General features: G+C 62.8%; 26 protein-coding genes and 1 pseudogene. 11 read left to right on the top strand and 16 right to left on the bottom strand.

Going from position 1 to position 23381, the window contains the following annotated elements; translation table 11 throughout:
• Nucleotides 1-2: 2 nt before the first annotated feature.
• The 6 genes and pseudogenes from CQW31_RS20465 to prlC form a co-directional block, all read right to left on the bottom strand.
• Entirely contained in the window at nucleotides 3-1523 is a 1521-nt protein-coding gene (locus CQW31_RS20465; RefSeq protein WP_249342225.1) for a SulP family inorganic anion transporter, read from the bottom strand.
• Nucleotides 1524-1715: 192 nt separating this feature from the next.
• Complete coding sequence (locus CQW31_RS20460; protein ID WP_054884388.1) at nucleotides 1716-2435, bottom strand: carbonic anhydrase; 720 nt, start codon at nucleotides 2433-2435, stop codon at nucleotides 1716-1718.
• Between the two features lie 283 nt (nucleotides 2436-2718).
• Nucleotides 2719-3777: a PA0069 family radical SAM protein gene (locus CQW31_RS20455; protein ID WP_099815260.1), complete on the bottom strand. Its 1059-nt coding sequence runs from the start codon at nucleotides 3775-3777 to the stop codon at nucleotides 2719-2721.
• Between the two features lie 76 nt (nucleotides 3778-3853).
• A pseudogene (locus tag CQW31_RS20450) lies at nucleotides 3854-4036 on the bottom strand (hypothetical protein); the annotation flags it as partial.
• Between the two features lie 124 nt (nucleotides 4037-4160).
• Nucleotides 4161-4442, bottom strand: a complete 282-nt coding sequence (locus CQW31_RS20445) for a YheV family putative zinc ribbon protein (protein WP_054884391.1) — start codon at nucleotides 4440-4442, stop codon at nucleotides 4161-4163.
• A complete protein-coding gene (gene prlC / locus CQW31_RS20440; RefSeq protein ID WP_099815259.1) occupies nucleotides 4439-6526 on the bottom strand; it encodes an oligopeptidase A in 2088 nt (695 codons plus the stop codon). Before prlC ends, CQW31_RS20445 begins: the two co-directional genes overlap by 4 nt.
• A gap of 66 nt (nucleotides 6527-6592) precedes the next feature.
• On the opposite strand from prlC, the gene CQW31_RS20435 reads away from it, so the two are divergent.
• Both CQW31_RS20435 and CQW31_RS20430 read left to right on the top strand, forming a co-directional pair.
• Nucleotides 6593-7141 (top strand): gamma carbonic anhydrase family protein, encoded by a 549-nt coding sequence (locus CQW31_RS20435; RefSeq protein ID WP_054884393.1) that lies wholly within the window; start codon nucleotides 6593-6595, stop codon nucleotides 7139-7141.
• Nucleotides 7142-7199: 58 nt separating this feature from the next.
• Entirely contained in the window at nucleotides 7200-7850 is a 651-nt protein-coding gene (locus CQW31_RS20430) for an HAD family hydrolase (protein WP_099815258.1), read from the top strand.
• Between the two features lie 127 nt (nucleotides 7851-7977).
• On the opposite strand, the gene CQW31_RS20425 is transcribed toward CQW31_RS20430, so the two are convergent.
• Nucleotides 7978-9060, bottom strand: coding sequence for an aminopeptidase (locus CQW31_RS20425; protein ID WP_054884395.1), 1083 nt, complete (start codon nucleotides 9058-9060; stop codon nucleotides 7978-7980).
• Between the two features lie 67 nt (nucleotides 9061-9127).
• Here CQW31_RS20425 and CQW31_RS20420 point away from each other — a divergent pair, with 67 nt between their 5' ends.
• Both CQW31_RS20420 and CQW31_RS20415 read left to right on the top strand, forming a co-directional pair.
• Nucleotides 9128-9541, top strand: coding sequence for a hypothetical protein (locus CQW31_RS20420; protein WP_099815257.1), 414 nt, complete (start codon nucleotides 9128-9130; stop codon nucleotides 9539-9541).
• A gap of 55 nt (nucleotides 9542-9596) precedes the next feature.
• Nucleotides 9597-10010 (top strand): hypothetical protein, encoded by a 414-nt coding sequence (locus CQW31_RS20415; protein WP_054884397.1) that lies wholly within the window; start codon nucleotides 9597-9599, stop codon nucleotides 10008-10010.
• A 30-nt stretch (nucleotides 10011-10040) separates the two neighbouring features.
• On the opposite strand, the gene CQW31_RS20410 is transcribed toward CQW31_RS20415, so the two are convergent.
• Both CQW31_RS20410 and CQW31_RS20405 read right to left on the bottom strand, forming a co-directional pair.
• Nucleotides 10041-10274, bottom strand: a complete 234-nt coding sequence (locus CQW31_RS20410) for a DUF1161 domain-containing protein (protein WP_099815256.1) — start codon at nucleotides 10272-10274, stop codon at nucleotides 10041-10043.
• A gap of 73 nt (nucleotides 10275-10347) precedes the next feature.
• Nucleotides 10348-10773 carry an OsmC family protein gene (locus CQW31_RS20405; RefSeq protein ID WP_054884399.1) on the bottom strand — a complete coding sequence of 142 codons (426 nt, stop codon included), beginning with the start codon at nucleotides 10771-10773 and terminating at the stop codon, nucleotides 10348-10350.
• Nucleotides 10774-10926: 153 nt separating this feature from the next.
• Here CQW31_RS20405 and CQW31_RS20400 point away from each other — a divergent pair, with 153 nt between their 5' ends.
• Complete coding sequence (locus CQW31_RS20400; protein WP_054884400.1) at nucleotides 10927-11931, top strand: LLM class flavin-dependent oxidoreductase; 1005 nt, start codon at nucleotides 10927-10929, stop codon at nucleotides 11929-11931.
• A gap of 97 nt (nucleotides 11932-12028) precedes the next feature.
• On the opposite strand, the gene CQW31_RS20395 is transcribed toward CQW31_RS20400, so the two are convergent.
• Together CQW31_RS20395 and CQW31_RS20390 are read right to left on the bottom strand one after the other, a co-directional pair.
• Nucleotides 12029-12250: a DUF1161 domain-containing protein gene (locus CQW31_RS20395; protein ID WP_054884401.1), complete on the bottom strand. Its 222-nt coding sequence runs from the start codon at nucleotides 12248-12250 to the stop codon at nucleotides 12029-12031.
• 104 nt (nucleotides 12251-12354) lie between these two features.
• Entirely contained in the window at nucleotides 12355-12570 is a 216-nt protein-coding gene (locus CQW31_RS20390) for a dodecin (RefSeq protein WP_003253076.1), read from the bottom strand.
• Between the two features lie 149 nt (nucleotides 12571-12719).
• On the opposite strand from CQW31_RS20390, the gene CQW31_RS20385 reads away from it, so the two are divergent.
• Nucleotides 12720-13043 carry a YqjD family protein gene (locus CQW31_RS20385; RefSeq protein WP_054884402.1) on the top strand — a complete coding sequence of 108 codons (324 nt, stop codon included), beginning with the start codon at nucleotides 12720-12722 and terminating at the stop codon, nucleotides 13041-13043.
• On the opposite strand, the gene CQW31_RS20380 is transcribed toward CQW31_RS20385, so the two are convergent.
• Nucleotides 13040-13936, bottom strand: a complete 897-nt coding sequence (locus tag CQW31_RS20380; protein ID WP_054884403.1) for a LysR family transcriptional regulator — start codon at nucleotides 13934-13936, stop codon at nucleotides 13040-13042. The two genes, CQW31_RS20385 and CQW31_RS20380, sit on opposite strands and share 4 nt — an antisense overlap.
• Nucleotides 13937-14046: 110 nt before the next feature.
• Here CQW31_RS20380 and trpB point away from each other — a divergent pair, with 110 nt between their 5' ends.
• The gene (gene trpB / locus CQW31_RS20375) at nucleotides 14047-15264 is read left to right on the top strand and encodes a tryptophan synthase subunit beta (RefSeq protein ID WP_054884404.1); all 1218 of its coding nucleotides are present in this window, start codon (nucleotides 14047-14049) and stop codon (nucleotides 15262-15264) included.
• Nucleotides 15261-16070: a tryptophan synthase subunit alpha gene (trpA, locus tag CQW31_RS20370; protein WP_099815255.1), complete on the top strand. Its 810-nt coding sequence runs from the start codon at nucleotides 15261-15263 to the stop codon at nucleotides 16068-16070. The genes trpB and trpA overlap by 4 nt, the downstream gene beginning before the upstream one ends.
• A 120-nt stretch (nucleotides 16071-16190) precedes the next feature.
• Here the strand turns inward: trpA and CQW31_RS20365 are convergent, their stop codons facing one another.
• Both CQW31_RS20365 and CQW31_RS20360 read right to left on the bottom strand, forming a co-directional pair.
• Nucleotides 16191-16523, bottom strand: coding sequence for a DOPA 4,5-dioxygenase family protein (locus tag CQW31_RS20365; RefSeq protein WP_054884406.1), 333 nt, complete (start codon nucleotides 16521-16523; stop codon nucleotides 16191-16193).
• 97 nt (nucleotides 16524-16620) lie between these two features.
• Nucleotides 16621-17520, bottom strand: coding sequence for a LysR family transcriptional regulator (locus CQW31_RS20360; protein ID WP_099815254.1), 900 nt, complete (start codon nucleotides 17518-17520; stop codon nucleotides 16621-16623).
• Nucleotides 17521-17628: 108 nt separating this feature from the next.
• On the opposite strand from CQW31_RS20360, the gene betC reads away from it, so the two are divergent.
• Nucleotides 17629-19146 carry a choline-sulfatase gene (gene betC / locus CQW31_RS20355; RefSeq protein ID WP_099815253.1) on the top strand — a complete coding sequence of 506 codons (1518 nt, stop codon included), beginning with the start codon at nucleotides 17629-17631 and terminating at the stop codon, nucleotides 19144-19146.
• Between the two features lie 14 nt (nucleotides 19147-19160).
• The gene (gene choX, locus CQW31_RS20350; RefSeq protein WP_099815252.1) at nucleotides 19161-20096 is read left to right on the top strand and encodes a choline ABC transporter substrate-binding protein; all 936 of its coding nucleotides are present in this window, start codon (nucleotides 19161-19163) and stop codon (nucleotides 20094-20096) included.
• A gap of 125 nt (nucleotides 20097-20221) precedes the next feature.
• Here the strand turns inward: choX and aroE are convergent, their stop codons facing one another.
• Both aroE and hemF read right to left on the bottom strand, forming a co-directional pair.
• Entirely contained in the window at nucleotides 20222-21046 is an 825-nt protein-coding gene (gene aroE / locus CQW31_RS20340) for a shikimate dehydrogenase (protein ID WP_054884410.1), read from the bottom strand.
• 25 nt (nucleotides 21047-21071) lie between these two features.
• A complete protein-coding gene (hemF, locus tag CQW31_RS20335; RefSeq protein WP_054884411.1) occupies nucleotides 21072-21983 on the bottom strand; it encodes an oxygen-dependent coproporphyrinogen oxidase in 912 nt (303 codons plus the stop codon).
• 135 nt (nucleotides 21984-22118) lie between these two features.
• Between hemF and CQW31_RS20330 the strand changes: the two genes are divergently transcribed.
• Complete coding sequence (locus CQW31_RS20330; RefSeq protein WP_054884412.1) at nucleotides 22119-23096, top strand: NADPH:quinone reductase; 978 nt, start codon at nucleotides 22119-22121, stop codon at nucleotides 23094-23096.
• Nucleotides 23097-23381 lie beyond the last annotated feature (285 nt).

Here is a 23381-nt window from a genome sequence, read left to right as displayed (position 1 = left end):
CCTCAGGTGCCAGCAACGCTGCGCAAGCGGCCCTCCACCCTGCGCTTGAGGCCTCGCTGCTCGATACGCAGGGTAGAACCGCTGGTCTTGCTCCAATCCTCCAGCAGTTCCAGGCATGAATGGTCGATGTAGGTCAGGTTGGCCAGCGGAACATGCAGGGTGGAGCCGGCAGGCACGCTATCAAGTACCTGGGTCAGCGCCGGTACCTTGAGGAACGTAGCCGACCCGCTCAGGCGCAACTCCATATGGCCGCGGGGCTCGAGCTGGACGAGGCAGATTTTCAGGCGCGCGGCCTTGAACGCCAGCTTCAGCAGTGTCAGGGCGAAGCCCAGCAGCACCCCCGTCAACAGGTCGGTGAAGATGATCGCCATGGCAGTCGCCACGTAGGTGAACATCGGCATCCGACCATAGCGGCTCAGGCCTCGCAGTGCCTTGAAATCGACCAGTTTGATGCCGGTGTACACCAGCACACCCGCCAGGCTCGCCACCGGAATCTGCTGCAGCACGCTGCTCAGCACCACCACGAACGCCAGCAACCACAGGCCATGCAGGATCGCCGAGGCACGGGTTTGCGCGCCTGCCTGGACGTTGGCCGAACTACGCACGATCACGCCGGTCATCGGCAGGGCGCCGAGTACACCACAGAGCATGTTGCCGATACCCTGCGCCGACAGTTCACGGTCGAAGTCCGAGCGTTGGCCGCTGTGCATGCGGTCCACAGCGGCTGCCGACAGCAGCGTCTCGGCACTGGCGATGAAGGCCAAGGCGAATGCCGCCACCAGCAAAGTCGGATCAGCAAGCTTCAGCAGGTCGTCCGGACGTATCCAGTCGATGGCTTCGGACAGGTCTGCCGGTACTTGCACCCGATTCACCGGCAGCGCCAGCCACATGGCAATCGCGGTCATCGCCGTCACGCCCAGCAAGGCACCCGGCACGAAGCGCAACTTCTGCGGTCGCAGGCGCTCCCACCCCCACATGATGGCAATCGTGCCCAACCCCAGCGCGCCAGCCATCCAGCCGGAGCCGGCGCTTTCCTCGGGCAGGGCCGCAGCCACGGTGGATGGGAACTCCAGGAGGTTCTGCAGGCCCGACGGCTGTGGCGCCGTGTCGAACATCACGTGCACCTGCGACAATACGATCAATACTCCAATACCGGCGAGCATGCCGTACACCACGGCGGGCGCCGTGACACGGAACCAGCACCCCAGGCGCAAGCGCCCAGCCAGCAATTGCAGAATCCCGGCGAGCAGCAGGATAGGCCCGAGCATCGCCATGCCATGTTGACGCACCAGCTCGAACACCAGCACCGCCAGGCCGGCTGCCGGGCCGCTGACTTGCAGCGGCGAACCCGCCAGGAAGCCGACCACAACGCCGCCGATGATACCGGTGATCAGCCCCTTGGCCGGCGGCATGCCTGAGGCAATCGCAATACCCATGCATAAAGGCAGGGCGACCAGGAAGACCACCACCGACGCCAGCAACTCGCGCGGCAGGGCCGCTTTCAACTGTGTCATGTTCACCATCGTTCTCCTTTCTCTGTCGCACGGCCATTCCCCTGGCCGTGGGCACATTGTGGTCCCTGACGAGCGCGCAGGCGCGAGCCGCCAGCGCGTTCGCCGGCAGGGCAGTCAGGGCATTTTCAAGGCAGCCGAAGGCCGCGCCACACCCGCGATGGGTGCAGCCGGCTATTCAAGGTTCAGCTGTGGACGGGTCGCTTAGTAGCGGCCTCTCGGAGTAGCGCAGGGCACGGGCTCGCCTGCGGTCAGTGGCATGAAGCTGTCACTGGCTGCGTCGTAGGCCTCGATCTTGCTGGTCTCGATGTCGTACACCCAGCCATGGATGAACAACTCACCCGCTGCCAGGCGCGAAGCCACCGACGGATGGGTACGCAGGTGATGCAGCTGGGCGATGACGTTTTCCTTGGTCAACACCTGCATGGTTTCGTGCTCGCTACCGCACGAGCAGTTGTTCTCGACCACAGTGCGGGCCACTTCGGCGTGACGCAACCAGGCGGAAACCGTTGGCATCTTGGTCAGCGACTGCGGGTTCAGCACGGCTCGCATGGCGCCGCAGTCGGAGTGGCCGCAGACGATGATGTGGTGCACTTTCAGCGCCAGCACGGCGTACTCGATCGCGCTGGAAACGCCGCCGTTCATCTGGCCGTAAGGCGGCACTACGTTACCGACGTTACGGGTCACGAACAGGTCGCCCGGCGAGCTCTGGGTAATCAGCTCGGGAACGATACGCGAGTCGGCACAGGTGATGAACATGGCGCGCGGGGTTTGCGCGGTGGCGAGCTTCTTGAACAGCTCCTGCTGCTCAGGGAAGACGTCATGGTGAAAGCGCAGGAAGCCGTCGACGATGTGCTTCAGGGCGGCATCGGCGCTCTCCGCTGGAGCTTGCGGAACGACCTTGGATGGGTCCTTTACGGGCATGATTCATCCTCTTGACGGTGTGTAGGTAAATCCATTTTACCGGTGAAAGATTCTGGCTATGCGCAGATTTAGATGACACGCACGAGCGATAGATCACAGTCTTCGTTGACTGGATTCCTACGCTAGCGGGGAAAACTTAACTGAAACTTAATTCGGAGGCTCTAGAACGGGTGTTCCAGATCGAAAAGGCGGGATCTGAATAATAGCAAAAAAGCATCAACTGCCAAGCGCCATTAGCACAATTATTATCTCGGATTAGCTGAGCTGGGGATGGCCCTTGGCATCAGAACAGCGCCATTTGCCCGCCCGGCGGGCAGAACGCCGAGCAGTCAAGGGCCTGTGCCTCGCGCCCGGCAAAGTCCAGGCGCTTCATCGCCTTGGCAAAACGTTGTGCGAGCAATTCGGCAAAGACTCCTTCGCCACGCATCCGTGCACCGAAGCGGCTGTCATACAATTCGCCACCTCGGCTCTGGCGTATCAGGCTCAGCACATGGGCCGCGCGTTGCGGGTAATGGTCCTGCAGCCACTGCTCGAACAATGGCGCCACTTCCAGCGGCAGGCGCAGCATCATGTAGGCGGCGCTCTGTGCACCCGCCTTCTTGGCAGCCTCCAGCAAGTGCTCCAGTTCGCTGTCGTTGATCATCGGAATTATCGGCGAGCACAAGACACCTACCGGCACACCGGCTTCGCGCAAGACGCGGATGGCGCGCAACCTGGCCTTGGGTGAAGCTGCGCGGGGCTCAAGTACCCGCTTGAGGTCGTCGTCCAGGGTAGTGAGGCTGATCATCACCCGTGCCAGGCGTTGCCTGGCCATGTCCGCCAGCAGGTCGAGGTCGCGCAAAACCAGCGCGCCCTTGGTGACGATGGTCACCGGATGGCGAAAACGCAACAGCACTTCCAGCACCCTTCGTGTCAGCTGTTGCTCACGCTCGATGGGCTGATAGGGGTCGGTGTTGGAGCCCAGGTTGATCGGCGCACAGACGTAGCCCGGTTTGCTCAACTGCTGTGCAAGCACCTCGGCGGCATTGGTCTTGGCTATCAGCTTGGTCTCGAAATCCAGGCCAGGGGAGAGATCCCAGTAGGCATGCGAAGGGCGGGCATAGCAGTAGATGCAGCCATGCTCGCAACCTCGGTAGGGATTGATGGAACGGTCGAAGGGCAGGTCCGGTGAGGTGTTGCGGCTGATGACCGACTTTGCTGTTTCAAACCGTACCTCGGTACCCTGCGTCTGCGGTACTTCCTGATACCAACCGTCATCCTCGGCCACCGAATGGCTCGGCGCGAACCGGTTGTGCGGATTATGCGCCGTGCCACGGCCCTTCTGCGCTGCTGGAGGAATCATTGCTCACCCCGATACTGTATCCATATACAGTATATTGTGTGCAGCGATCTTTCCAGCACCTCTGGTCAGTGCCTCACACCCCATCCACGGCCAGTACCAGGTCATCCCAGGTGGGCAAGAGCTGCTGGTCGGCGATTATCGGCTCGATCCCTTGCGCGTGAGCCTGCAACACATGGTCAAAGGCTTCGTGCATGTTCTGCAGCGTGATCGATGGGTAATCGATTGGAGTTGCGCTGTCTTGCAGCAAAGGATTGTCCATGAAGCACCGCCTTGCTCGAATTGAGGAGCAGGCGAGCTTGCATGGCCAGCGGCAGACGAGTGGCCTGACTATCCACCACCCAAGCATCTGCCCGAGCCACAAAGGCCCGGGCAGCACGGCGGCTTCACTCAGCAGGTTTCTTCAGCTTCGGGTTAGGAAAGAACTGCACGGTCTGAACCTTGGCTGGCGCCGCCTTGGGCGCCAGCTGGTTGACCCGCGTACCGAGTTCCTTGGGCACCGACAGGCCCTGCTCGTTGAGGGTGTCGGTGAAGCCACAGGCCACGCACTCGCGATGCGGCACGTCATCTTCGCTCCACATCATCAGCTTGTCGGGCTCACTGCAAGCCGGGCATACCGCCCCGGCGATGAAGCGCTTCTTGGTCTTGTTCACAGCTACCTCGCTCATGCCGCCGCAGCCTCGGTAAGGCCGCTGTGGCGCAGCAATGCATCGATGGAAGGTTCACGCCCACGGAAGTCCACGAACAGCTCCATGGGTTCGCGCGAACCGCCGCGGGCCAGGATCGCTTCACGGAACGCCCGGCCGGTCTCGGCATTCAGCACGCCTTCTTCCTCGAAGCGCGAGAAGGCATCGGCCGACAGCACTTCAGCCCACTTGTAGCTGTAGTAGCCCGCCGCATAACCGCCAGCGAAGATGTGCGCGAAGCTATTGGGGAAACGGTTGTAGGCCGGTGGGCGCATCACCGAAACCTCGTCGCGTACGCCTTCAAGTACCTGCAGCACGCTGCGGCCGTCACCGTGGCTGGCGTGCAGCTCGAAATCGAACAGCGAGAACTCCAGCTGGCGCACCATCATCATGCCCGATTGGAAGTTTTTCGCGGCGAGCATCTTGTCCAGCAGGTCCTGAGGCAGGGCCGCGCCGGTTTCGTAGTGGCTGGAGATCAACGCCAGGCCTTCAGGCTCCCAGCACCAGTTCTCCATGAACTGGCTCGGTAGCTCGACCGCGTCCCAGGCCACGCCATTGATGCCGGACACACCGGCATGCTCGATGCGGGTCAGCATATGGTGCAGGCCGTGACCGAACTCGTGGAACAGCGTGGTGACCTCATCATGGGTCAGCAGCGCAGGCTTGCCAGGCGCGGCCGGGGTGAAGTTGCACACCAGGTTGGCTACCGGGCTCTGCAGCTCGCCGCCTGCTGTACGGCGACGGTCACGGGCGCCGTCCATCCAGGCACCGCCACGCTTGTTGGCGCGGGCATAGAGGTCGAAGAAGAAGCGGCCGACGTGCTGGCCGTTTTCCTTGATCTCGAACAGGCGCACGTCCGGGTGCCAGCTGTCGAAGCCTTTGAGTTCGGCGATTTCAATGCCGTACAGGCGCTGGACGATGCTGAAGAGGCCGCTGAGCACCTTGTCGATCGGGAAGTAGGCACGCAGGGTCTCCTGCGACACGCTGTAACGCTGCTCGCGCAGCTTCTCGCCGAAATAACCGGCGTCCCAGCTGGCCAGTTCAGGGCAGCCCTGCTCGGCGGCGTAGGCCTTGAGCTGCTCCAGGTCCTGGGCGGCAAACGGCTTGGAACGCTTGGCCAGGTCGCGCAGGAAACTCAGCACCTGGTCGCTGGACTCGGCCATCTTGGTCGCCAGGCTCAGCTCGGCGTAATTCTTGTAGCCCAGCAGCCCAGCCAGTTCCTGGCGCAGGTCGAGGATCTGCTGCATCACCGGGCCGTTGTCGAACTGGCCGGCGTTCGGGCCTTGGTCGGAGGCACGGGTGCAGTAGGCCGCGTACAGTTCTTCACGCAGGGCGCGGTCGCTGGCGTAGGTCATCACCGCGTAGTAGCTGGGGAACTCCAGGGTGATCAGCCAGCCGTCGAGGCCCTTGGCCTGGGCGGCAGCGGCCATCTGCGCCTTGGCAGAGTCAGTCAGACCGGCCAGTGCGGCTTCATCGGTGACGTGCTTGGTCCAGGCCTGGGTGGCGTCAAGCAGCTGGTTGGAGAAGCGGCTGCCCAGCTCGCTCAGCTTGCTCTGCACCTCGGCATAACGCTGTTGCTGGTCAGCCGGCAGATCGATACCCGACAAGCGGAAGTCACGCAGAGCGTGGTCGAGGATAGTCTTCTGCGCCACGTCGAAGCCAGCGGCCTCCGGGCTGTTGGCCAGTGCCTGATAGGCTTCGAACAACGCACGGTTCTGGCCCAGTTCGGTAGAGTAGGCGCTCAGCGCTGGCAGGCAGGCCTCATAGGCCTCGCGCAGCTCCTGGCTGTTGCACACCGCATTGAGGTGACTGACCGGGCTCCAGGCGGCAGCCAGGCGGTCGTTCAGTTCGTCCATGGCCAGCACCAGGCCGGCCCAGGTCGGTTTGTCGCCCTGCTGTTCGAGGATCTCGGCAATGGCTTTACGGTTGTCGGCCAGGATCGCTTCGATCGCCGGCAACACGTGTTCGGCACGGATTTGCGAGAAGGGCGGCAGATCGTAGGACTGCAGAAGTGGGTTGTTCGCACTCACGGTTTGGATACCTTGGCAGAAGAAACACTGCCCCATCTTAATTACAATCGACGCCGACCGCAGCAGGCAGCCTGCCTATCGGTACAGATGAGAGACGCTATCATGGCCATCCGCAGCTTCCAGCAACACACTCCGAAAGTGGGACCCAGGGCGTTTGTCGACCGTTCGGCGGTGGTCCTCGGCGACGTCGAGATCGGCGAGGACAGCTCTGTCTGGCCGCTGACGGTGATCCGCGGCGACATGCACCGCATCCGCATCGGCGCGCGCACCAGCGTGCAGGACGGCAGCGTGCTGCACATCACCCACGCAGGCCCGTTCAACCCCGACGGCTTCCCGCTGATCATCGGCGACGAGGTGACCATTGGTCACAAGGTCATGCTGCATGGCTGCACCCTGGGCAACCGCATCCTGGTCGGCATGGGCAGCACGATCATGGATGGCGCCATCGTCGAAGACGAAGTGATCATCGGTGCCGGCAGCCTGGTGCCGCCAGGCAAGCGCCTGGTCAGCGGCTACCTGTACATGGGCAGCCCGGTGAAGCAGGTGCGCCCGTTGAACGATCAGGAGCATGCCTTCTTCCCCTACAGTGCCGGCAACTACGTCAAGCTCAAGGACCAGCACCTGGCCGAAGGCTACGACCAACCTGAATGACCGTCTTCGCGGTAGACCCGCGAACACGGCCACGCACGATTTCAAGTGGACCCATTACATGCACCAGCAGAATATCCTCTTCGACCTCGACGGCACCTTGACCGACCCGCGCCTGGGCATCACCCGCTCGATCCAGTACGCCTTGGCCAAGCTGGGCATCGACGAGCCTGACCTGACCCGCCTGGAACACTTCATCGGCCCGCCACTGCTACAGGCCTTCATGCAGTTCTACAGCTTCGATGAAGCCAAGGCGTGGGAAGCGGTGAACTTCTACCGGGAGCGTTTCCGCGTCACTGGCTTGTACGAGAACCTGGTGTTCGAAGGCGTGCCTGAGCTGCTCGAAGCCCTGAATGGCCAAGGCCGGACGCTGTATATCTGCACTTCCAAACCCTGGGAATTCGCACGGGAAATTGCCCGGCATTTCGCGTTCGATCACCATTTCAAGGTGATCTATGGCAGCGAACTGGATGGCACGCGGACCAACAAGGTCGAGCTGATCCGCCACCTGCTGGATGAGGAAGGGCTGGATCCCGCGCAGACGCTGATGATCGGCGACCGCAAGCATGACCTGATCGGGGCGCGCAGCAATGGCTTGCAGGCGGTGGCGGTGGGGTATGGGTTTGGTAGCCAGGAAGAGCTGGTGGCCGAGGCGCCGGCCTTCCATTTCGCTACGGTGGCCGAGTTGCATCAAGCCTTCTGCAAGGTTTGAGGGCCATGGGGGCTGCTGCGCAGCCCTTTCGCGACACAAGGCCGCTCCTACAAGGGATCGCATGCTTCCTGTAGGAGCGGCCTTGTGTCGCGAAAGGGCCGCAAAGCGGCCCCAAAATCTCACAGGCTCACATCAACCGCTGCAGCTGCGCCTTCCTCTGCGCAACCTGCAACCGCCCAAGCTGCTCGACCCGCTCATAAAATCGCGCCCAATCCCCACCCACCTCCCGGAACAGGGCCGCAAACGCCGGCACCCATTGGTCATAAAGCCCGAACGGCAGCAGCTTGGCATTGCTCAAGGGCGCATAGATCCAGGCGTCATAGCGCTTGTCCCCGTTCCACTGGCTGTCCCTCAGCTGCTTGTACTCACTGCGCAAGCGCTCGAATTCAGCCTGCTTGGCCGCCCGTTTGTGCGCATCGTCCAAGGGCCCTGCATAAATCGCCTGCAACCGCTCGCGGCTGGCCAGCACCAACCGGGTGAACTGTTCGCTCTGCTGCGACTGATACTCGCCGACCAGCGCAAGCCCACGGGCTGCGCGCCATTGCCGCGTGCCCTCCTGCTCGACGAAGGTGGCAAACGACTCGTTGAATTCGGTGTCGTCCTGCACGTAAAACTGCTGATGAGCCAACTCATGGAAAATCAGCGTGGCCAGCCGCTCATCCCCCCAGCCGACCATCGAAGACAGAATCGGGTCATCGAACCAGCCCAGCGTCGAATAGGCTTCGACACCGCTCACGTAGACGTCCAGGCCTTGCTGGCGCATCAACGCCGCCGCACCACGGGCCGCACCCTGGCGGTAGTAGCCGCGGTAAGCGACGCAGCCGGCAATGGGGAAACAGTGCGTCACTGGCTGCAGCGACAGCTCAGGTGTGGCGAACACATTCCACACTACGTAGGGGCGGTGCAGATCAGCGTAGAGCCGATAGCTTCGGTTATCAGGCAGTTTCAGCTGATCGCTGGCAAAAACCCGCGCTGCTTCGGCATGGGCGAGGCGAGCCCGCAATTGCGGGCTGCTGGCCGGGTCGGCGATCACTTGGTCCACAGGCTGGCGCGCCCGCAGCAGCTGCAATTGGCCTTCGGCCAGTTGGCCGTAATACCCCACGGTGCTGCAACCGTTCAGCAGAAAGGCACACAGCAGGGGAACCAAACGCCTGAAAACGCAGTCGAGTGGCCCAGGGCCTGAGCGCTTGAGAAGAACAAAGAGATCCATCCGGGGCTATCCAACCTGCTCATGGCCAATGCGCTCCAAGACTATCTCGCCGAGGGGGAGTTTCGCCATGCGTGCACTGTTGGTCACCGGCTCACTACTGCTGCTTTCTGCCTGTTCAACCCTGCCGGACCCAGACCCGAATCTGGCCTGGGTCGACCTGACCCCCTATGACGAAGCCTCGCTGGACGCCAAGCAGGTGGACGAGCGCGACTGGGCTGACACTCGCTATTTCGAGGTGCCGCCCGGCAGCCATGAGCTGACCGTGCGCTATCAGTTCCCGGTCGCGCCGAGCAATATCGGCCCGGTCGACGCGCCATTGTGGCGTGATTGCCAGGTCAAGCTGACCTTCAAGGACTTCAGCGCCGGGCAGCGCTACCAGCTGCAAGCCGGCAGCATTGGCTTCCGCCCTTGGATCAAGCTGTACGACCACCAGCAGAAACTGCTCGGGCAGGGCCTGCCAGCGGGTTGCCAACGCACCTGAAACGCACAAACGGCGCTATGCTTGTAACTCGTGTATCGCGAGTGGGAGTTTTGCCATGCGCCAGCCCATGATGCTGATCGCTCTCAGTGCCCTGGGGGCCTGCGCCAGCCCCTTGCCGCCCGTCGACCCCGCCAAGGCCTGGGTCGACCTCTACACCGTGACCCCCGGCCGCATACTCATGGCCGACCGCCTTGACGGCCAGCGCCTGGACGACGGCCGCTACTTCCAGCTGACCCCAGGCAAGCATGAACTGGTGGTGCGGTTCGACTATGAAATCTATGCCGGCGGCATGCTGACCAGCCCCAAGGAACGGACATGCTACCTGACGGTGCGCTTCGACGACTTCAAGGCCGGTGAGCGTTATCGCCTGGAGGCGCGGGCTCCGGTGATGGACCCGCAGGTGCTGCTCTACGACGCCAGCCGCAAGGTGGTGGTGAACGAGCCGAGCGACGTGTTCTGCATCCCGTAAGCATTGGGGCCGCAGCGCGGCCCCAATCATTTATCGATCATTCTTCTGGTAAATGATCTTCTTCGTGCCGCCATCACAGGTGCCGACGATCATGTTCTGATCCTTGACCTCACTGTTGGGCACGATTTCCAGCGCGTAGGACGTCACACCCTGGGCCTGGATCTTGGCTTCGATCTCCGCTTTGAGTTCTTCGCACGGTTTTACCGCCGCCAATGCAGAAGTGGCCACAAGCGAAGCCAGCATGGCGATTGCTACGCGGATCATGGAACGGCTCCTGGTATGGCAGCAGCGCTGCCGACGCTGTTTAGACTACAGCAAACCGCCAGCGTTGCGCCGCCTAGCCCACCAATGCAGCGTCCAGGCTGATCTTCGCGTTGAGCACCTTCGACACCGGGCAACCCGCCTTGGCCTTGTTGGCGATTTCGAGGAACTGCGCCTCATCGGCACCAGGCACCTTGGCTTTGAGGATCAGGTGCACGGCGGTGATGGCAAAGCCGTCGGGTTGTTTGTCCAGCGTGACTTCGGCGGTGGTGTCGATGCGTTCGGCGGTGAACCCTGCCTCGCCGAGCATCATCGACAGCGCCATCGAGAAGCAACCGGCATGGGCTGCGCCGATCAGCTCTTCCGGATTGGTCCCCGGCGCCCCCTCGAAACGGGTGTTGAAACCATAAGGGTTCTGCTTGAGGGCGCCGCTTTCGGTGGAAAGCAGGCCTTTGCCATCCTTCAGGCCGCCTTGCCAGATCGCCGATGCTGTCTTTTTCATGATGCCTCCGGGTCTAGGGTGATTTACCTAGGTTTTCGAGGCCAGCGTCCTACACCAAGTTCAGTGCAATCGCACCGTGAGCATTGAATCCGGGGAATGTGCCCATACAGAGTCTGAAAGGCCTCCGGGCCAACCACTCTTGCGGAGGCTCCAATGACGCAACTGCGTGACCTGAAGATATCCACCCTCGACCTGGTGCCGGTGCGCGCCGACCAAGGCCCGGCGCAATCGTTGCACAACTCGCTGGACCTGGCCCGGCATGTCGAGCGGTTCGGCTACAACCGCTTCTGGGTGGCCGAACACCACAACATGGACGGCATCGCCAGCTCCGCCACCTCGGTGCTGATCGGCTACCTTGCCGGCGGCACGTCGACCATTCGCGTCGGCTCCGGCGGCATCATGCTGCCCAACCATGCGCCGCTGGTGATCGCCGAGCAGTTCGGCACCTTGGCCAGCCTGTATCCGGGGCGAATCGACCTGGGCCTGGGCCGGGCGCCAGGTTCCGACCAGATGACCGCCTACGCCCTGCGCCGTGACCGCGCCGGCAGCGCCGATGACTTCCCGGATGATGTCGAGGAACTTTCGCGCTACCTTGGCCCGCGCACCGATGATCAAAAAGTGATCGCTGTGCCCGGCCATGACACCGACGTGCCACTGTGGTTGCTCGGTTCGAGCCTGTTCAGCGCCCAACTGGCCGGCATGCGCGGCATGCCGTACGCCTTTGCCTCGCATTTCGCGCCGCGCTACATGCACGAGGCGATCCGCATCTATCGCGACCACTTCAAGCCGTCGACCACGCTGGACAAGCCCTATGTGATGCTGGGGATTCCGATGGTGGTGGCGGAAACCGACGAAAAGGCCGAATACCTGGCTACCTCGGTGTATCAGCGCATCCTGGCGCTGATCCGTGGCCAGAGCCTGATGCAGAAACCGCCTGTACCGAGCATGGACGGGCTATGGCTCCCCCATGAGCGCGATGCCGTGGCAAGTTTCCTCGGCCTGGCGATGATCGGCAGCCCGCAGAAGGTGCGGGCCAAGGTGGAAGTGCTGCTGGAGCAGACCGGGGCGGATGAGCTGATCTTTACCTGTGATTTGTACGAGCATGCCGACCGGATTCGGTCCTATGAGCTCCTGGCGCAGGCCCTCAAGGGCGAGTGAACTTCTTCGCGGCTAAAGCCGCTCTGCAGGGCAGCATTGTCTTCAAGGTCTGCGCAGTACCTGTGGGAGCGGCTTTAGCCACGAAGAAGCCAACACCTTACTTGCGGTTGTAGACAATTTTCTTCTTGCCCGCCTCGCAAGTGCCAACGTCTTTCCCTGCCACCTTTTCCTTGTCGACAATTTCCAGCTCGTAATTCTTTACACCCTTGGCATCGAGCTTCGAGGCGATCTCGGCCTTGAGCTCCTCACAGGGTTTGCCAGCGGCCATTGCCCCACCGGCCAGTACCATCAAACCCACCGCCAGCATCAGTTTCTTCATCGATCGCGTTCCTTGTACAGATGAGAAAGACCAGAAGGGCGCCGCCAAGGCGCCCTTCGGTGTTATAACGCCACCACGCCGGGCTATTCCAGCCCAGTAATGTTTCAGCTGTTGGCGATGCGGAAGCCAACCTTCAGCGTGACCTGGAAGTGCGCCGCCTTGTTGTCGCGGATGTGGCCACGGGTATCGACCACTTCGAACCATTCCAGATGCTTGATGCTCTTGCCGGCTTCGGCCAATGCATTGTTGATCGCTTCTTCGATGCTGGTGGGCGACGAACCCACCAGCTCGATCTTCTTGTAAGTGTGATGATCGGTCATGAACGCTCTCCTTGGTGACAGTGATAATGAGCCTAGCAGTGCAAGCCCGGTTTACCTGCGAGCTGCTGCCGTTCGGTAAAGTTCGATCGCACTTTCCAGCCGCTCAGGAGTCGCAAACCTTACAGTCCATACTGCAAAGGAGAGTCAACATGCCCCGCAACTCGCTGCGTAAAACGTCCCTGGAGAGCATGGAAGCGGAGATTGAAAGCCTGCTGAAAAGCCTGGAGAACCTGAAGCACGATGCGTCCGAGGAAACCCAGAAGTCAGTGAAGGCGATGCGCAGCAATGCCGAAAGCGCGCTGCGCCATTCGCGCAGCCTGATCAGCGATGCCTATGAGGAAGTGAAGGAGCGCACCCGCCAGACCGGAATCGCCACCCGCGACTACGCCCAGGAGCACCCGTACACCACCGCAGGCGTTGCCATCGGTGCACTTGGCCTGTTGGCAGCGTACCTGCTGTGCAAGCGCAACTAAGCGCTCTGCCTGGCCAGCTCGGCACGTAGCCACTGCGCCAGTTGCTCGGCGCGCCCATCCGCGGCGCGCCGAGGCACCCACAACGCCAACGCGGCCGGCGTCGGCGAAAAGCCCCAGGGTGCACTCAAACGCCCGGCTCGCAGATCGTCGGCAACCAAGGGTTGTGGGGCGATCGCCACCCCCAAGCCGGCGACAGCCGCCTCCAGCAAGTAATACAGGTGTTCGAACGCCTGACCATACTTCAAAGCGCCAGCCTCGATGCCCTGCTCAGAAGCCCAGGTGGGCCAGGCCTGCGGGCGCGAGGTGGTATGCAGCAGGGCTTCGTCCAGCAAGGCTCTGGCAGGTGCCGCTTGCAAGCGGTCGAAGCCGGCGAAGTGCGGGCTCAGCACCGGGCCGATACGCTCCTGTGCCAGCACGTGGACCTGCATATCCGCTGGCCAAGGCGGTTCGGCATATACCAGCAACGCATCCAGCCCGGGGCGGCGTGGATCGAGGTCACCTTCACCCGCTGACAGATGCAGGCGCAGCTCGGGCAGGTCAGCCTTCAACCGCCCCAGGCGGGGGATGAACCAGCGCGCCAGCAGGCTACCGGAGCAGCCCAGCACGAACGGTGCCTCGCTGACATCCCGGCTCACCTCGGCGCATACGCTGCGCAAGCGGTCGAATGCCTCGCCGCTGGCGTCGCGCAGGCGCATGCCGGCATCTGTGAGTTTGATGCCACGCCCGTCCTTGACGAACAGGGCCACGCCCAGGTGTCCTTCAAGCACCTTGATCTGCCGGCTGACAGCGCCATGGGTAACGTGCAGCGCTTCGGCCGCCTGGCTGACGCTGTTGAGCCTGGCAGTGGCCTCAAAGGCGCGCAGGGCGTTGAGGGGAGGGAGGTCGTGGGCCATTTTACCTGTGAGTTTTTCTGACAAGTTTGCGCAATCTTATCGGTTTTCAGCCGGGCTTGCCGTGGTTACAGTAAAGCCCATCACTCATTGATCACGCCCTGGAGCGACCCATGACCCAGTCCCAATACCGCCCCGGCCCGGATGCCAACGGCCTGTTCGGCTCGTTCGGTGGCCGCTATGTGGCTGAAACGCTCATGCCGCTGGTGCTCGACCTGGCCCGTGAATACGAAGCAGCCAAGGCCGACCCGAAGTTCCTCGAGGAACTGGCCTACTTCCAACGCGACTACATCGGCCGACCGAACCCGCTGTATTTCGCCGAACGCCTGACCGAGCACTGTGGTGGCGCGAAGATCTTCTTCAAGCGTGAAGAACTCAACCACACCGGCGCGCACAAGGTGAACAACTGCATTGGCCAAGTGTTGCTGGCCAAGCGCATGGGCAAGAAGCGCCTGATCGCCGAAACCGGCGCTGGCATGCACGGCGTGGCCACCGCCACCGTGGCGGCGCGCTTCGGCCTGCCTTGCGTGATCTACATGGGCGCCACCGACATCGAGCGCCAGCAGGCCAACGTGTTCCGCATGAAGCTGCTGGGCGCCGAGATCGTCCCGGTCACCGCTGGCACCGGCACCTTGAAAGACGCCATGAACGAAGCCCTGCGCGACTGGGTCACCAACGTCGAAGACACCTTCTACCTGATCGGCACCGTGGCCGGCCCGCATCCGTACCCGGCGATGGTCCGCGACTTCCAATCGATCATCGGCAAGGAAACCCGCGCCCAGCTGCAAGAGAAGGAAGGCCGCCTGCCAGACAGCCTGATCGCCTGCGTCGGCGGTGGCTCCAACGCCATGGGCCTGTTCCATGAATTCCTTGAAGAACCGAGCGTGCAGATAATTGGCGTCGAAGCCGGCGGCCACGGCGTGCACACCGACAAGCACGCTGCCAGCCTGAACGGCGGCGTACCGGGTGTGCTGCACGGCAACCGCACCTACCTGCTGCAGGACGAAGACGGCCAGATCACCGACGCCCACTCGATTTCCGCTGGCCTCGACTACCCGGGCATCGGCCCTGAGCACGCCTACCTGCACGAAGTGAAGCGCGTCGAGTACGTCAGCATCACCGACGACGAAGCACTGGATGCGTTCCATGCCACCTGCCGCCTGGAAGGCATCATTCCGGCCCTGGAAAGCTCCCATGCCTTGGCCGAAGCGATCAAGCGCGCACCGAAACTGCCCAAGGATCACCTGATGGTGATCTGCCTGTCCGGCCGCGGCGACAAAGACATGCAAACCGTGATGAACCACATGGCAGCCCAGGAGAAACAGGCATGAGCCGTCTTGAACAACGCTTCGCCGAACTGAAGGCCGAAGGCCGCTCCGCGCTGGTCACCTTCGTCACGGCTGGCGACCCCGGCTATGAGGCTTCGCTGCAGATCCTCAAGGGCCTGCCGGCAGCGGGTGCCGATGTAATCGAACTGGGCATGCCGTTCACCGACCCGATGGCCGACGGCGTGGCCATCCAGCTTGCTACCCTGCGGGCCCTGGAAGCCGGCCAGACCCTGGCCAAGACCCTGCAGATGGTTCGCGAATTCCGTGTGGATAACCACACCACGCCGATCGTGCTGATGGGTTACTACAACCCGATCCACCGCTTCGGTGTGGACAAGTTCGTCGCCGAAGCCAAGGAAGCCGGGGTAGATGGCCTGATCATCGTCGACCTGCCACCTGAGCACGACGCCGAACTGGCCACCCCGGCCCAAGCCGCAGGTATCGACTTCATCCGCCTGACCACCCCGACCACTGACGATGCACGCCTGCCGCGTGTGCTGGAGCGCAGCTCCGGGTTCGTCTATTACGTGTCGGTGGCAGGTGTGACCGGTGCAGGCTCGGCGACTACCGAACACGTGACCGAGGCGATTGCCCGCCTGCGTCGGCATACCGACCTGCCGATCAGCGTTGGTTTCGGTATTCGTACACCGGAACAGGCCGCTGCGATCGCACGCCTGGCCGATGGTGTGGTGGTGGGTTCGGCATTGGTCGACAAGATTGCCCAGGCCAAGGAGCCCGCTCAGGCAGTGAATGATGTATTGAGCCTGTGCTCGGCACTGGCTGAAGGCGTGCGCGGCGCCCGTCGCTAAACCGCGTCGCCTTCTTCGCGGGCACGCCCGCTCCCACAGGTACAGCGCCGCTCTCCAGGGCTACGCCGTCCTTGTGGCAGCGGGCGTGCCCGCGAAGAGGCCCTTACAGGCGATAGAGTCCTAGCCACCAAAAATCGACAGATCCAGCGGCCGCACGGCCCCCATCCAGATCGCATGATCCCGGTGATCCGCCAACTCATCCCCCGTCAGCGGATGCAGAAACACCACCAGGCCCTTCCGATACAGCGCCAACCACGGCAACACCACCCCCACGAACTCCGGCTCGAAAGCCAGCTGGCAGCTCCAGTCAGGGTGCGGGCCAACCGGTTTCTGGTGCATGCGCCCCACGGTCACGGGAAACAGCCGCGCCGCCTCTTCGCACAGCTCACGGGCCTGCTCGAGGGTGGATGCGTCGTAGTAAACGTGGGCGTGGTAACCCTTGATCCTCTGCACGATGACTCCTGCTGTTCGGGCTGAAAGTAGCCTGGGCAACGCCCTGGTGATCGGGTTGCGGGTGGGCGATTCGCTGTGCTGGGCGCCCCCGAGGATGTCACAGGCTGCGCTCGTGCTCCAGCCAATCCACAAATCGCTCGATCAATGCACCCCGCCGTTTACGGGGTGGCAGCACGGCATAATAGCCCCGCGAAGACCGCAAGCTCCCTTGCAACGGCTGGCACAGCAACCCTTGCTCTACCAGCCCGTCCACCAGGTGCCTCCAGCCAATTGCTACCCCTTGCCCAGCTATCGCCGCCTGGATCAGCAAGGTGTAGTTATCAAACCGCAACTGCCCAGGCGGCGGCGGGCTGGCCACGCCAAAGCCGCGAAACACCCCTGCCCAGTCAAACCAGCGGCTGGCCTGCTCACCCCGCAAATGGAGCAACGGCAATTGTTGCAAAGCCACGGCTGACAAGGGTTTGCCATGAATCAGCCGCGGGCTGCAGACCGGAAAAACCTCTTCATCGAACAACCAGCGGCTCTCGCCCTGATGGAAGCGCCCATCACCAAACAGCACCGCCACATCGATATCCGGGCGCAGCATCCCCTGGCTGCGCTCACCGGTCACCAGGCTCACGTCGACCTGTGGATACGCTTCGTGAAACCGCTGCAGCCGTGGCATGAGCCAAAATGCAGCAAAGGCGAAGTCGGTGGCGACTTGCAGCACCTCCCGCTGGCCGCGCCCACTGGCCAGGGCAATGCCGTCATCCATCGCCTGCAAACCTTGATGCACCTGCTCGAACAGCAGCTGGCCCGCCTCGGTCAGCTCGATGCCACGGTAGATCCGATCGAACAGGCGTGTGCCCAGCCGCGCTTCCAGGCGCTTTACCTGCTGGCTCACCGCAGGTTGCGTAGTGCCCAGTTCCAGCGCCGCTGCGGTAAAGCCACGCAAGCGCGCCGCGGCCTCGAAAACGCGCAGGGCATCCAGCGACAACTCGGCAAGGTACTCAAACATAAGCTCGGCTAATCCCAGACATTGCCCCGCATGGGCTTTACCCATGTTATCCACAGTCGCATCTTGGTAGGCAAGCGGTCCGCATAACCCCAAACGATGGAAGCCACCATGACGCGCCCGAATATCCTGTTCATCATGGCCGACCAGATGGCCGCGCCCCTGCTGCCGATCTATGGCCCTTCGCCGATCAAGATGCCGCACCTCAGCCGCCTTGCCGAGCAGGCAGTCGTGTTCGACTCGGCCTACTGCAACAGCCCGCTGTGCGCACCGTCGCGCTTCACCCTGGTCAGCGGCCAATTGCCGAGTCGTATCGGCGCCTACGACAACGCAGCCGATTTCCCCGCCGACGTGCCGACTTATGCACATTACCTGCGCCGCCTGGGCTACCGCACCGCGCTGTCGGGCAAGATGCACTTCTGCGGCCCGGACCAGCTGCACGGCTACGAGGAGCGCCTGACCAGTGACATCTACCCGGCCGACTACGGCTGGGCGGTGAACTGGGATGAACCCGACGTGCGCCCGAGCTGGTACCACAACATGTCCTCGGTGCTGCAGGCGGGGCCGTGCGTGCGCACCAATCAGCTGGATTTCGACGAAGAAGTGCTGTTCAAGGCGCGCCAGTACCTCTACGACCATGTGCGCGAGAACGATGGCCGGCCGTTCTGCCTGACCGTGTCCATGACCCACCCGCACGACCCGTACAGCATCCCCAAACGCTACTGGGATCGCTACGAGGCTGTGGATATCCCCATGCCCCACGCTGAATTCAGTCAGGCCGAACTTGACCCGCACTCACAACGCCTGCTCAAGGTCTATGACCTGTGGAACAAGCCGTTGCCTGTGGACAAGATCCGCGACGCCCGCCGCGCCTATTTCGGCGCCTGCAGCTACATCGATGACAACATCGGCCAGCTGTTGCAGACCTTGGAGGAGTGCAACCTGAGCGACAACACCCTGATCGTGTTCTCCGGCGACCATGGTGACATGCTCGGCGAGCGCGGGCTCTGGTACAAGATGCACTGGTTCGAGATGTCGGCGCGTGTCCCGCTACTGGTTCACGCCCCCAAATGCTTTGCACCGCACCGGGTCGCTGCCTCGGTATCGACCTGCGACCTGCTGCCAACCCTGGTGGAACTGGCCGGTGGCGCTGTGGATAACCGTCTTGAGCTGGATGGCCGTTCGTTGCTTGGTCACCTGCAAGGGCAGGGCGGCCACGACGAGGTGATCGGCGAGTACATGGCCGAAGGCACCGTCGGCCCACTGATGATGATCCGCCGTGGGCCGCACAAATTCGTGTACAGCGAAGATGACCCCTGCCTACTCTATGACCTGAGCCGCGACCCGCACGAGCGGGAGAACCTCACCGGCAGCCCGGACCACCAGGCGCTGCTGCAGGCATTTGTCGATGAAGCACGCCAGCGCTGGGATATCCCCGGCCTACGCCAGCAAGTGCTGGCCAGCCAACGCCGCCGTCGCCTGGTGGCCGAGGCGCTGGCCATCGGCAAGCTGAACAGCTGGGACCACCAACCTTGGGTGGACGCCAGCCAACAGTACATGCGCAACCATATCGATCTCGACGACCTCGAGCGCAAGGCACGTTATCCACAGCCCGCACCCCTGGATTGAGAAGAGAGTCCGACATGCACAAGTTCTCCACCGTCGTATTCGCCCTGGCTCTGCCGCTGGGCTTGGCCCCCGCCATGGCCCACGCCGCCGACAGCGACGCACAATGCAGCACCGTGAGGATGGCCGACCCCGGCTGGAGCGACATCGCCTCGACCAACGCCATCGCCCGGCTGCTCCTGGAAAGCCTGGGCTACCAGGTGAAGATCGACAGCCTGACGGTGCCGATCATCTACGGCGGCCTCAAGGATGGCCGGGTCGATGCGTTCCTTGGCAACTGGATGCCGGCGCAGCAAGGCTTCCATGACAAGTTCATCGCCAATGGCGAGGTACAGCAGCTGTCGCGCAACCTTGAAGGCACCGAGTTCACCCTGGCCGTACCGGATTATGTGTGGAATGCCGGCGTCAAGGATTTTGCCGACCTGCAGAAGCACGCTGACCAGTTCGACAAGAAGCTGTACGGCATCGGCTCGGGCGCGCCTGCGAACTTGTCGCTGAAGGAGATCATCGACAAGAACGAATTCAACCTTGGCCAGTGGAAACTGGTGGAGTCCAGTGAGCAGGCAATGCTGGCGCAGGTCGACCGGGCGGTGAAGAAGCAACAGTTCATCACTTTCCTCGGCTGGACGCCGCATCCGATGAACGTGAAGCTGAAGATGCGTTACCTGACGGGCGGCGAAAAGTGGTTCGGCAGCCAGGGCGAGGTGTTCACCCTGACACGCAATGGTTATCCACAAGCTTGCCCGAATGCGGCGAAGCTGCTGAGCAACCTGAGTTTCACCCTGGACATGGAAAACTCGATCATGGCACAGGTTGTGGATAAGAAGATCAGCTTCGATGAGGCAGCCAAGGCGTGGGTGAAGCAACATCCAGAGCGGCTGGAAGGGTGGTTGGCGGGGGTGACCACCAAGGCTGATGGCAATGCCCTGGAGGCCGTCAAAGCCAAGCTCTGATTCCCGGCTTATCCGAATACTCTGTGGGCTTGCCCGCGAACACCGGCAAAGCCGGTGCCAGGCACCGCGGTGAATTCTTCGCGGGCAAGCCCGCTCCCACAAAGGAGATGGGTAATCCTGAAGGATCAGCCCCGAGCGAGTTGCCGGCGCAATTCAGCCAAAACCGGCGCCGTATCAGGCCGTACCCCACGCCAGATAAAGAAGGCTTCGGCTGCCTGCTCAGCCAGCATCCCCAGCCCATCCAGCACCTTGGCCGCCCCCAGCTTGGCAGCCCACTGACAGAACGGTGTAGGCTCCTTGCCATACATCATGTCGTAGCACACCGTGCGCCCCGCCTCGACCAAGCTGTCGGCAATCGGTGGCAGCTCACCGGCCAGGCTTGCCGAGGTGGCGTTGATGATCACATCTACCGGCTCCTGCAACCAGGCAAACCCACTGGCCACCACCGGCCCCAGTTCATCGAACTCCCGCGCCAGCTGCTCGGCCTTCTCCACGGTACGGTTGGCAATCACCAGCGACTGCGGCTGATGCGCCAGGATCGGCTCGAGCACCCCGCGCACGGCACCGCCAGCCCCAAGGATGAGAATGCGCTTGCCGCCCAGTTCGACCCCGGCGTTCACCGTCAGGTCGCGCACCAGGCCAGCGCCGTCGGTGTTGTCGCCCAGCAGCGTGCCGTCGGCCAGCTTGCTCAGCGTATTCACCGCACCTGCACGTTGGGCCCGCGGAGTCAGGCTGTCGCACAGGCGGTAGGCCTCTTCCTTGAACGGCACGGTGACGTTGCCGCCGCTGCCTTGCTTGAAGAAGCCGCGTGCGCAATCGCTGAACTCGTCCAGCGGCGCCAGCAAGGTGGCATACTCCAGGTCCTGGCCGGTCTGCTCGGCGAACAGGCGATGAATCAGCGGCGATTTGCTGTGGCCGATGGGGTTACCAAAAACAACGTACTGGTCCATGGCGATTCCTTGTTTATCCACAGGCTTACTGGCCGAGCCAGTCGCGGTCCTGCAGGAAGTATTCGGTCAGGCGAGCTTCCTCGCTGCCGGGCGCGGCCTTCCAGTCGTAGCCCCAGCGCACTTGTGGCGGCAGCGACATGAGGATCGACTCGGTGCGGCCACCGGACTGCAGGCCGAACAGGGTGCCACGGTCATAGACCAGGTTGAACTCCACGTAGCGGCCGCGGCGGTATTCCTGGAATTCGCGCTGCTGCGAGGTGAAAGGGGTGTGCTTGCGGCGCTGGACGATCGGCAGGTAGGCCTCGACATAGGCATCGCCGATGGCACGCAGGAAGGCAAAGCAGGTGTCGAAGTCCCACTCGTTCAGGTCGTCGAAGAACAGCCCGCCAATGCCACGCGGCTCGCCGCGGTGTTTGATGTGGAAGTAGCGGTCGCACCAGGCCTTGTAGCGCGGGTACACATCAGCGCCGAACGGCGCGCAGGCCTGCTCGGCCACGCGGTGCCAATGGATGCAATCTTCTTCGTTGCCGTAATAGGGGGTCAGGTCGAAGCCACCGCCGAACCACCAGACTGCCTCTTCACCTTCCTTTTCGGCGATGAAGAAACGCACGTTGGCATGGGACGTCGGCACATGCGGGTTGTGCGGGTGGATCACCAGCGACACGCCCAGGGCCTCGAAGCCGCGGCCTGCCAGTTCGGGACGGTGGGCGCTGGCCGATGGCGGCAGGCCGGCGCCGAACACGTGGGAGAAGTTGACCCCGCCTTTCTCGATCAGCTTGCCATCCCCGATCACCCGCGTGCGGCCCCCGCCACCGGCTTCGCGCACCCAGGCGTCCTCGACGAAGCGGGCGCCGCCGTCTTCAGCTTCGAGGGCAGAGCAGATGCGGTCTTGCAGGTCGAGCAGGTAGGCTTTCACGGCCTCGGTGCGGCTAGTCATCGGGTCACCAGGAACGGGCAGGGAAGAATTCGCCGCGTAGCATACCACCGCCGGCGCGCGCGCCGCAGTTGACGGCGATCAGGCAAAGGCGTCCGATAGAAGGCCTTTTCCCGATCCCGACAACAGGAGTGCGAGATGGCCAAGCGTATCCAGTTCAGCCAGCATGGCGGCCCGGAAGTGCTGCAGCTTGTGGAATTCGACCCTGCCCCACCGGGGCCGCAGCAGGTGCGCGTGCGCAACCATGCGATCGGCCTGAACTTCATCGACACGTACTTCCGCAGCGGGCTGTACGCACCGCCGTCCTTGCCCTCTGGCCTGGGTACCGAGGCGGCGGGCGTGGTCGAGGCGGTGGGCGAGGGCGTGACCCGGCTGAAGGTCGGTGACCGCGTGGCCCATGCCGGCGGACCCCTGGGCGCCTACAGCGAAGTGCATACACTGCCGGAGGCCAACCTGGTCAAGCTGCCGGACAACATCAGCTTCGAGCAGGCGGCAGCGGTGATGCTCAAGGGGCTGACCGTGCAGTACCTGTTGAAGCAGACCTATGAGGTGAAACCGGGCGATGTGATCCTGTTCCATGCCGCAGCGGGTGGTGTCGGTTCGCTGGCTTGCCAGTGGGCCAAGGCCCTGGGCGCCAAGCTGATCGGCACCGTCAGCTCCGCCGAGAAGGCCGAGCGGGCCAAGGCGCTGGGGGCGTGGGCGACCATCGACTACAGCCGCGAGGACGTGGCCAAGCGGGTGCTGGAGCTGACCGATGGCAAGAAGTGCCCGGTGGTGTATGACGGCGTCGGTGCCGACACCTGGCTGACCTCGCTGGACTGCCTGCAGCCGCGTGGGTTGATGGTGAGCTTCGGCAATGCCTCGGGGGCGGTGAGCGGGGTGAACCTGGGGATTTTGTCGCAGAAGGGCTCGCTGTATGTGACCCGGCCGACATTGGCGACCTATGCCAACAATGCCGAGAACACCCAGGCCATGGCGGATGACCTGTTTGCGATGATTGGCAGTGGGAAGCTGGTTGTGGATATCCAGCAGCGGTACCCGCTGAGTGAGGCGGCGAAGGCGCAAGAAGAGTTGTCGGCACGCAGGACGGTGGGGTCTACGGTTTTGTTGCCTTGAGCCTGGCTGGAGATCGCGTCATGGCGGACAGGTGCCTGCCTTGAGATTTGCAGCGCCTGTGAGATCGAGCGCCGCCCGCGCGGCGCATCGCGGGCAAGCCCGCTTGTATGGTTAGACTTGAAGGGGTGGTGGGACTAAATGCCCGATTCTGACTGTTAGCAGCAGTACAGACCGTGGGAGACATCGCCCCACCCCTTCCACCAAAGCGCCGATAAAGAATGCATCGTTTGCAAGCGACGATAGAAGCAAGCCAGCGCCTCTTGGTGAAACCCCTTCAAGCCGAAA

This window comes from Pseudomonas sp. 382, assembly GCF_002759075.1.
GTDB classification, from domain to species: Bacteria; Pseudomonadota; Gammaproteobacteria; order Pseudomonadales; family Pseudomonadaceae; genus Aquipseudomonas; species Aquipseudomonas vlassakiae.
The sequence above is the reverse complement of the archived record's forward strand: the minus strand, read 5'-3'. Positions and strand labels throughout refer to the sequence as shown.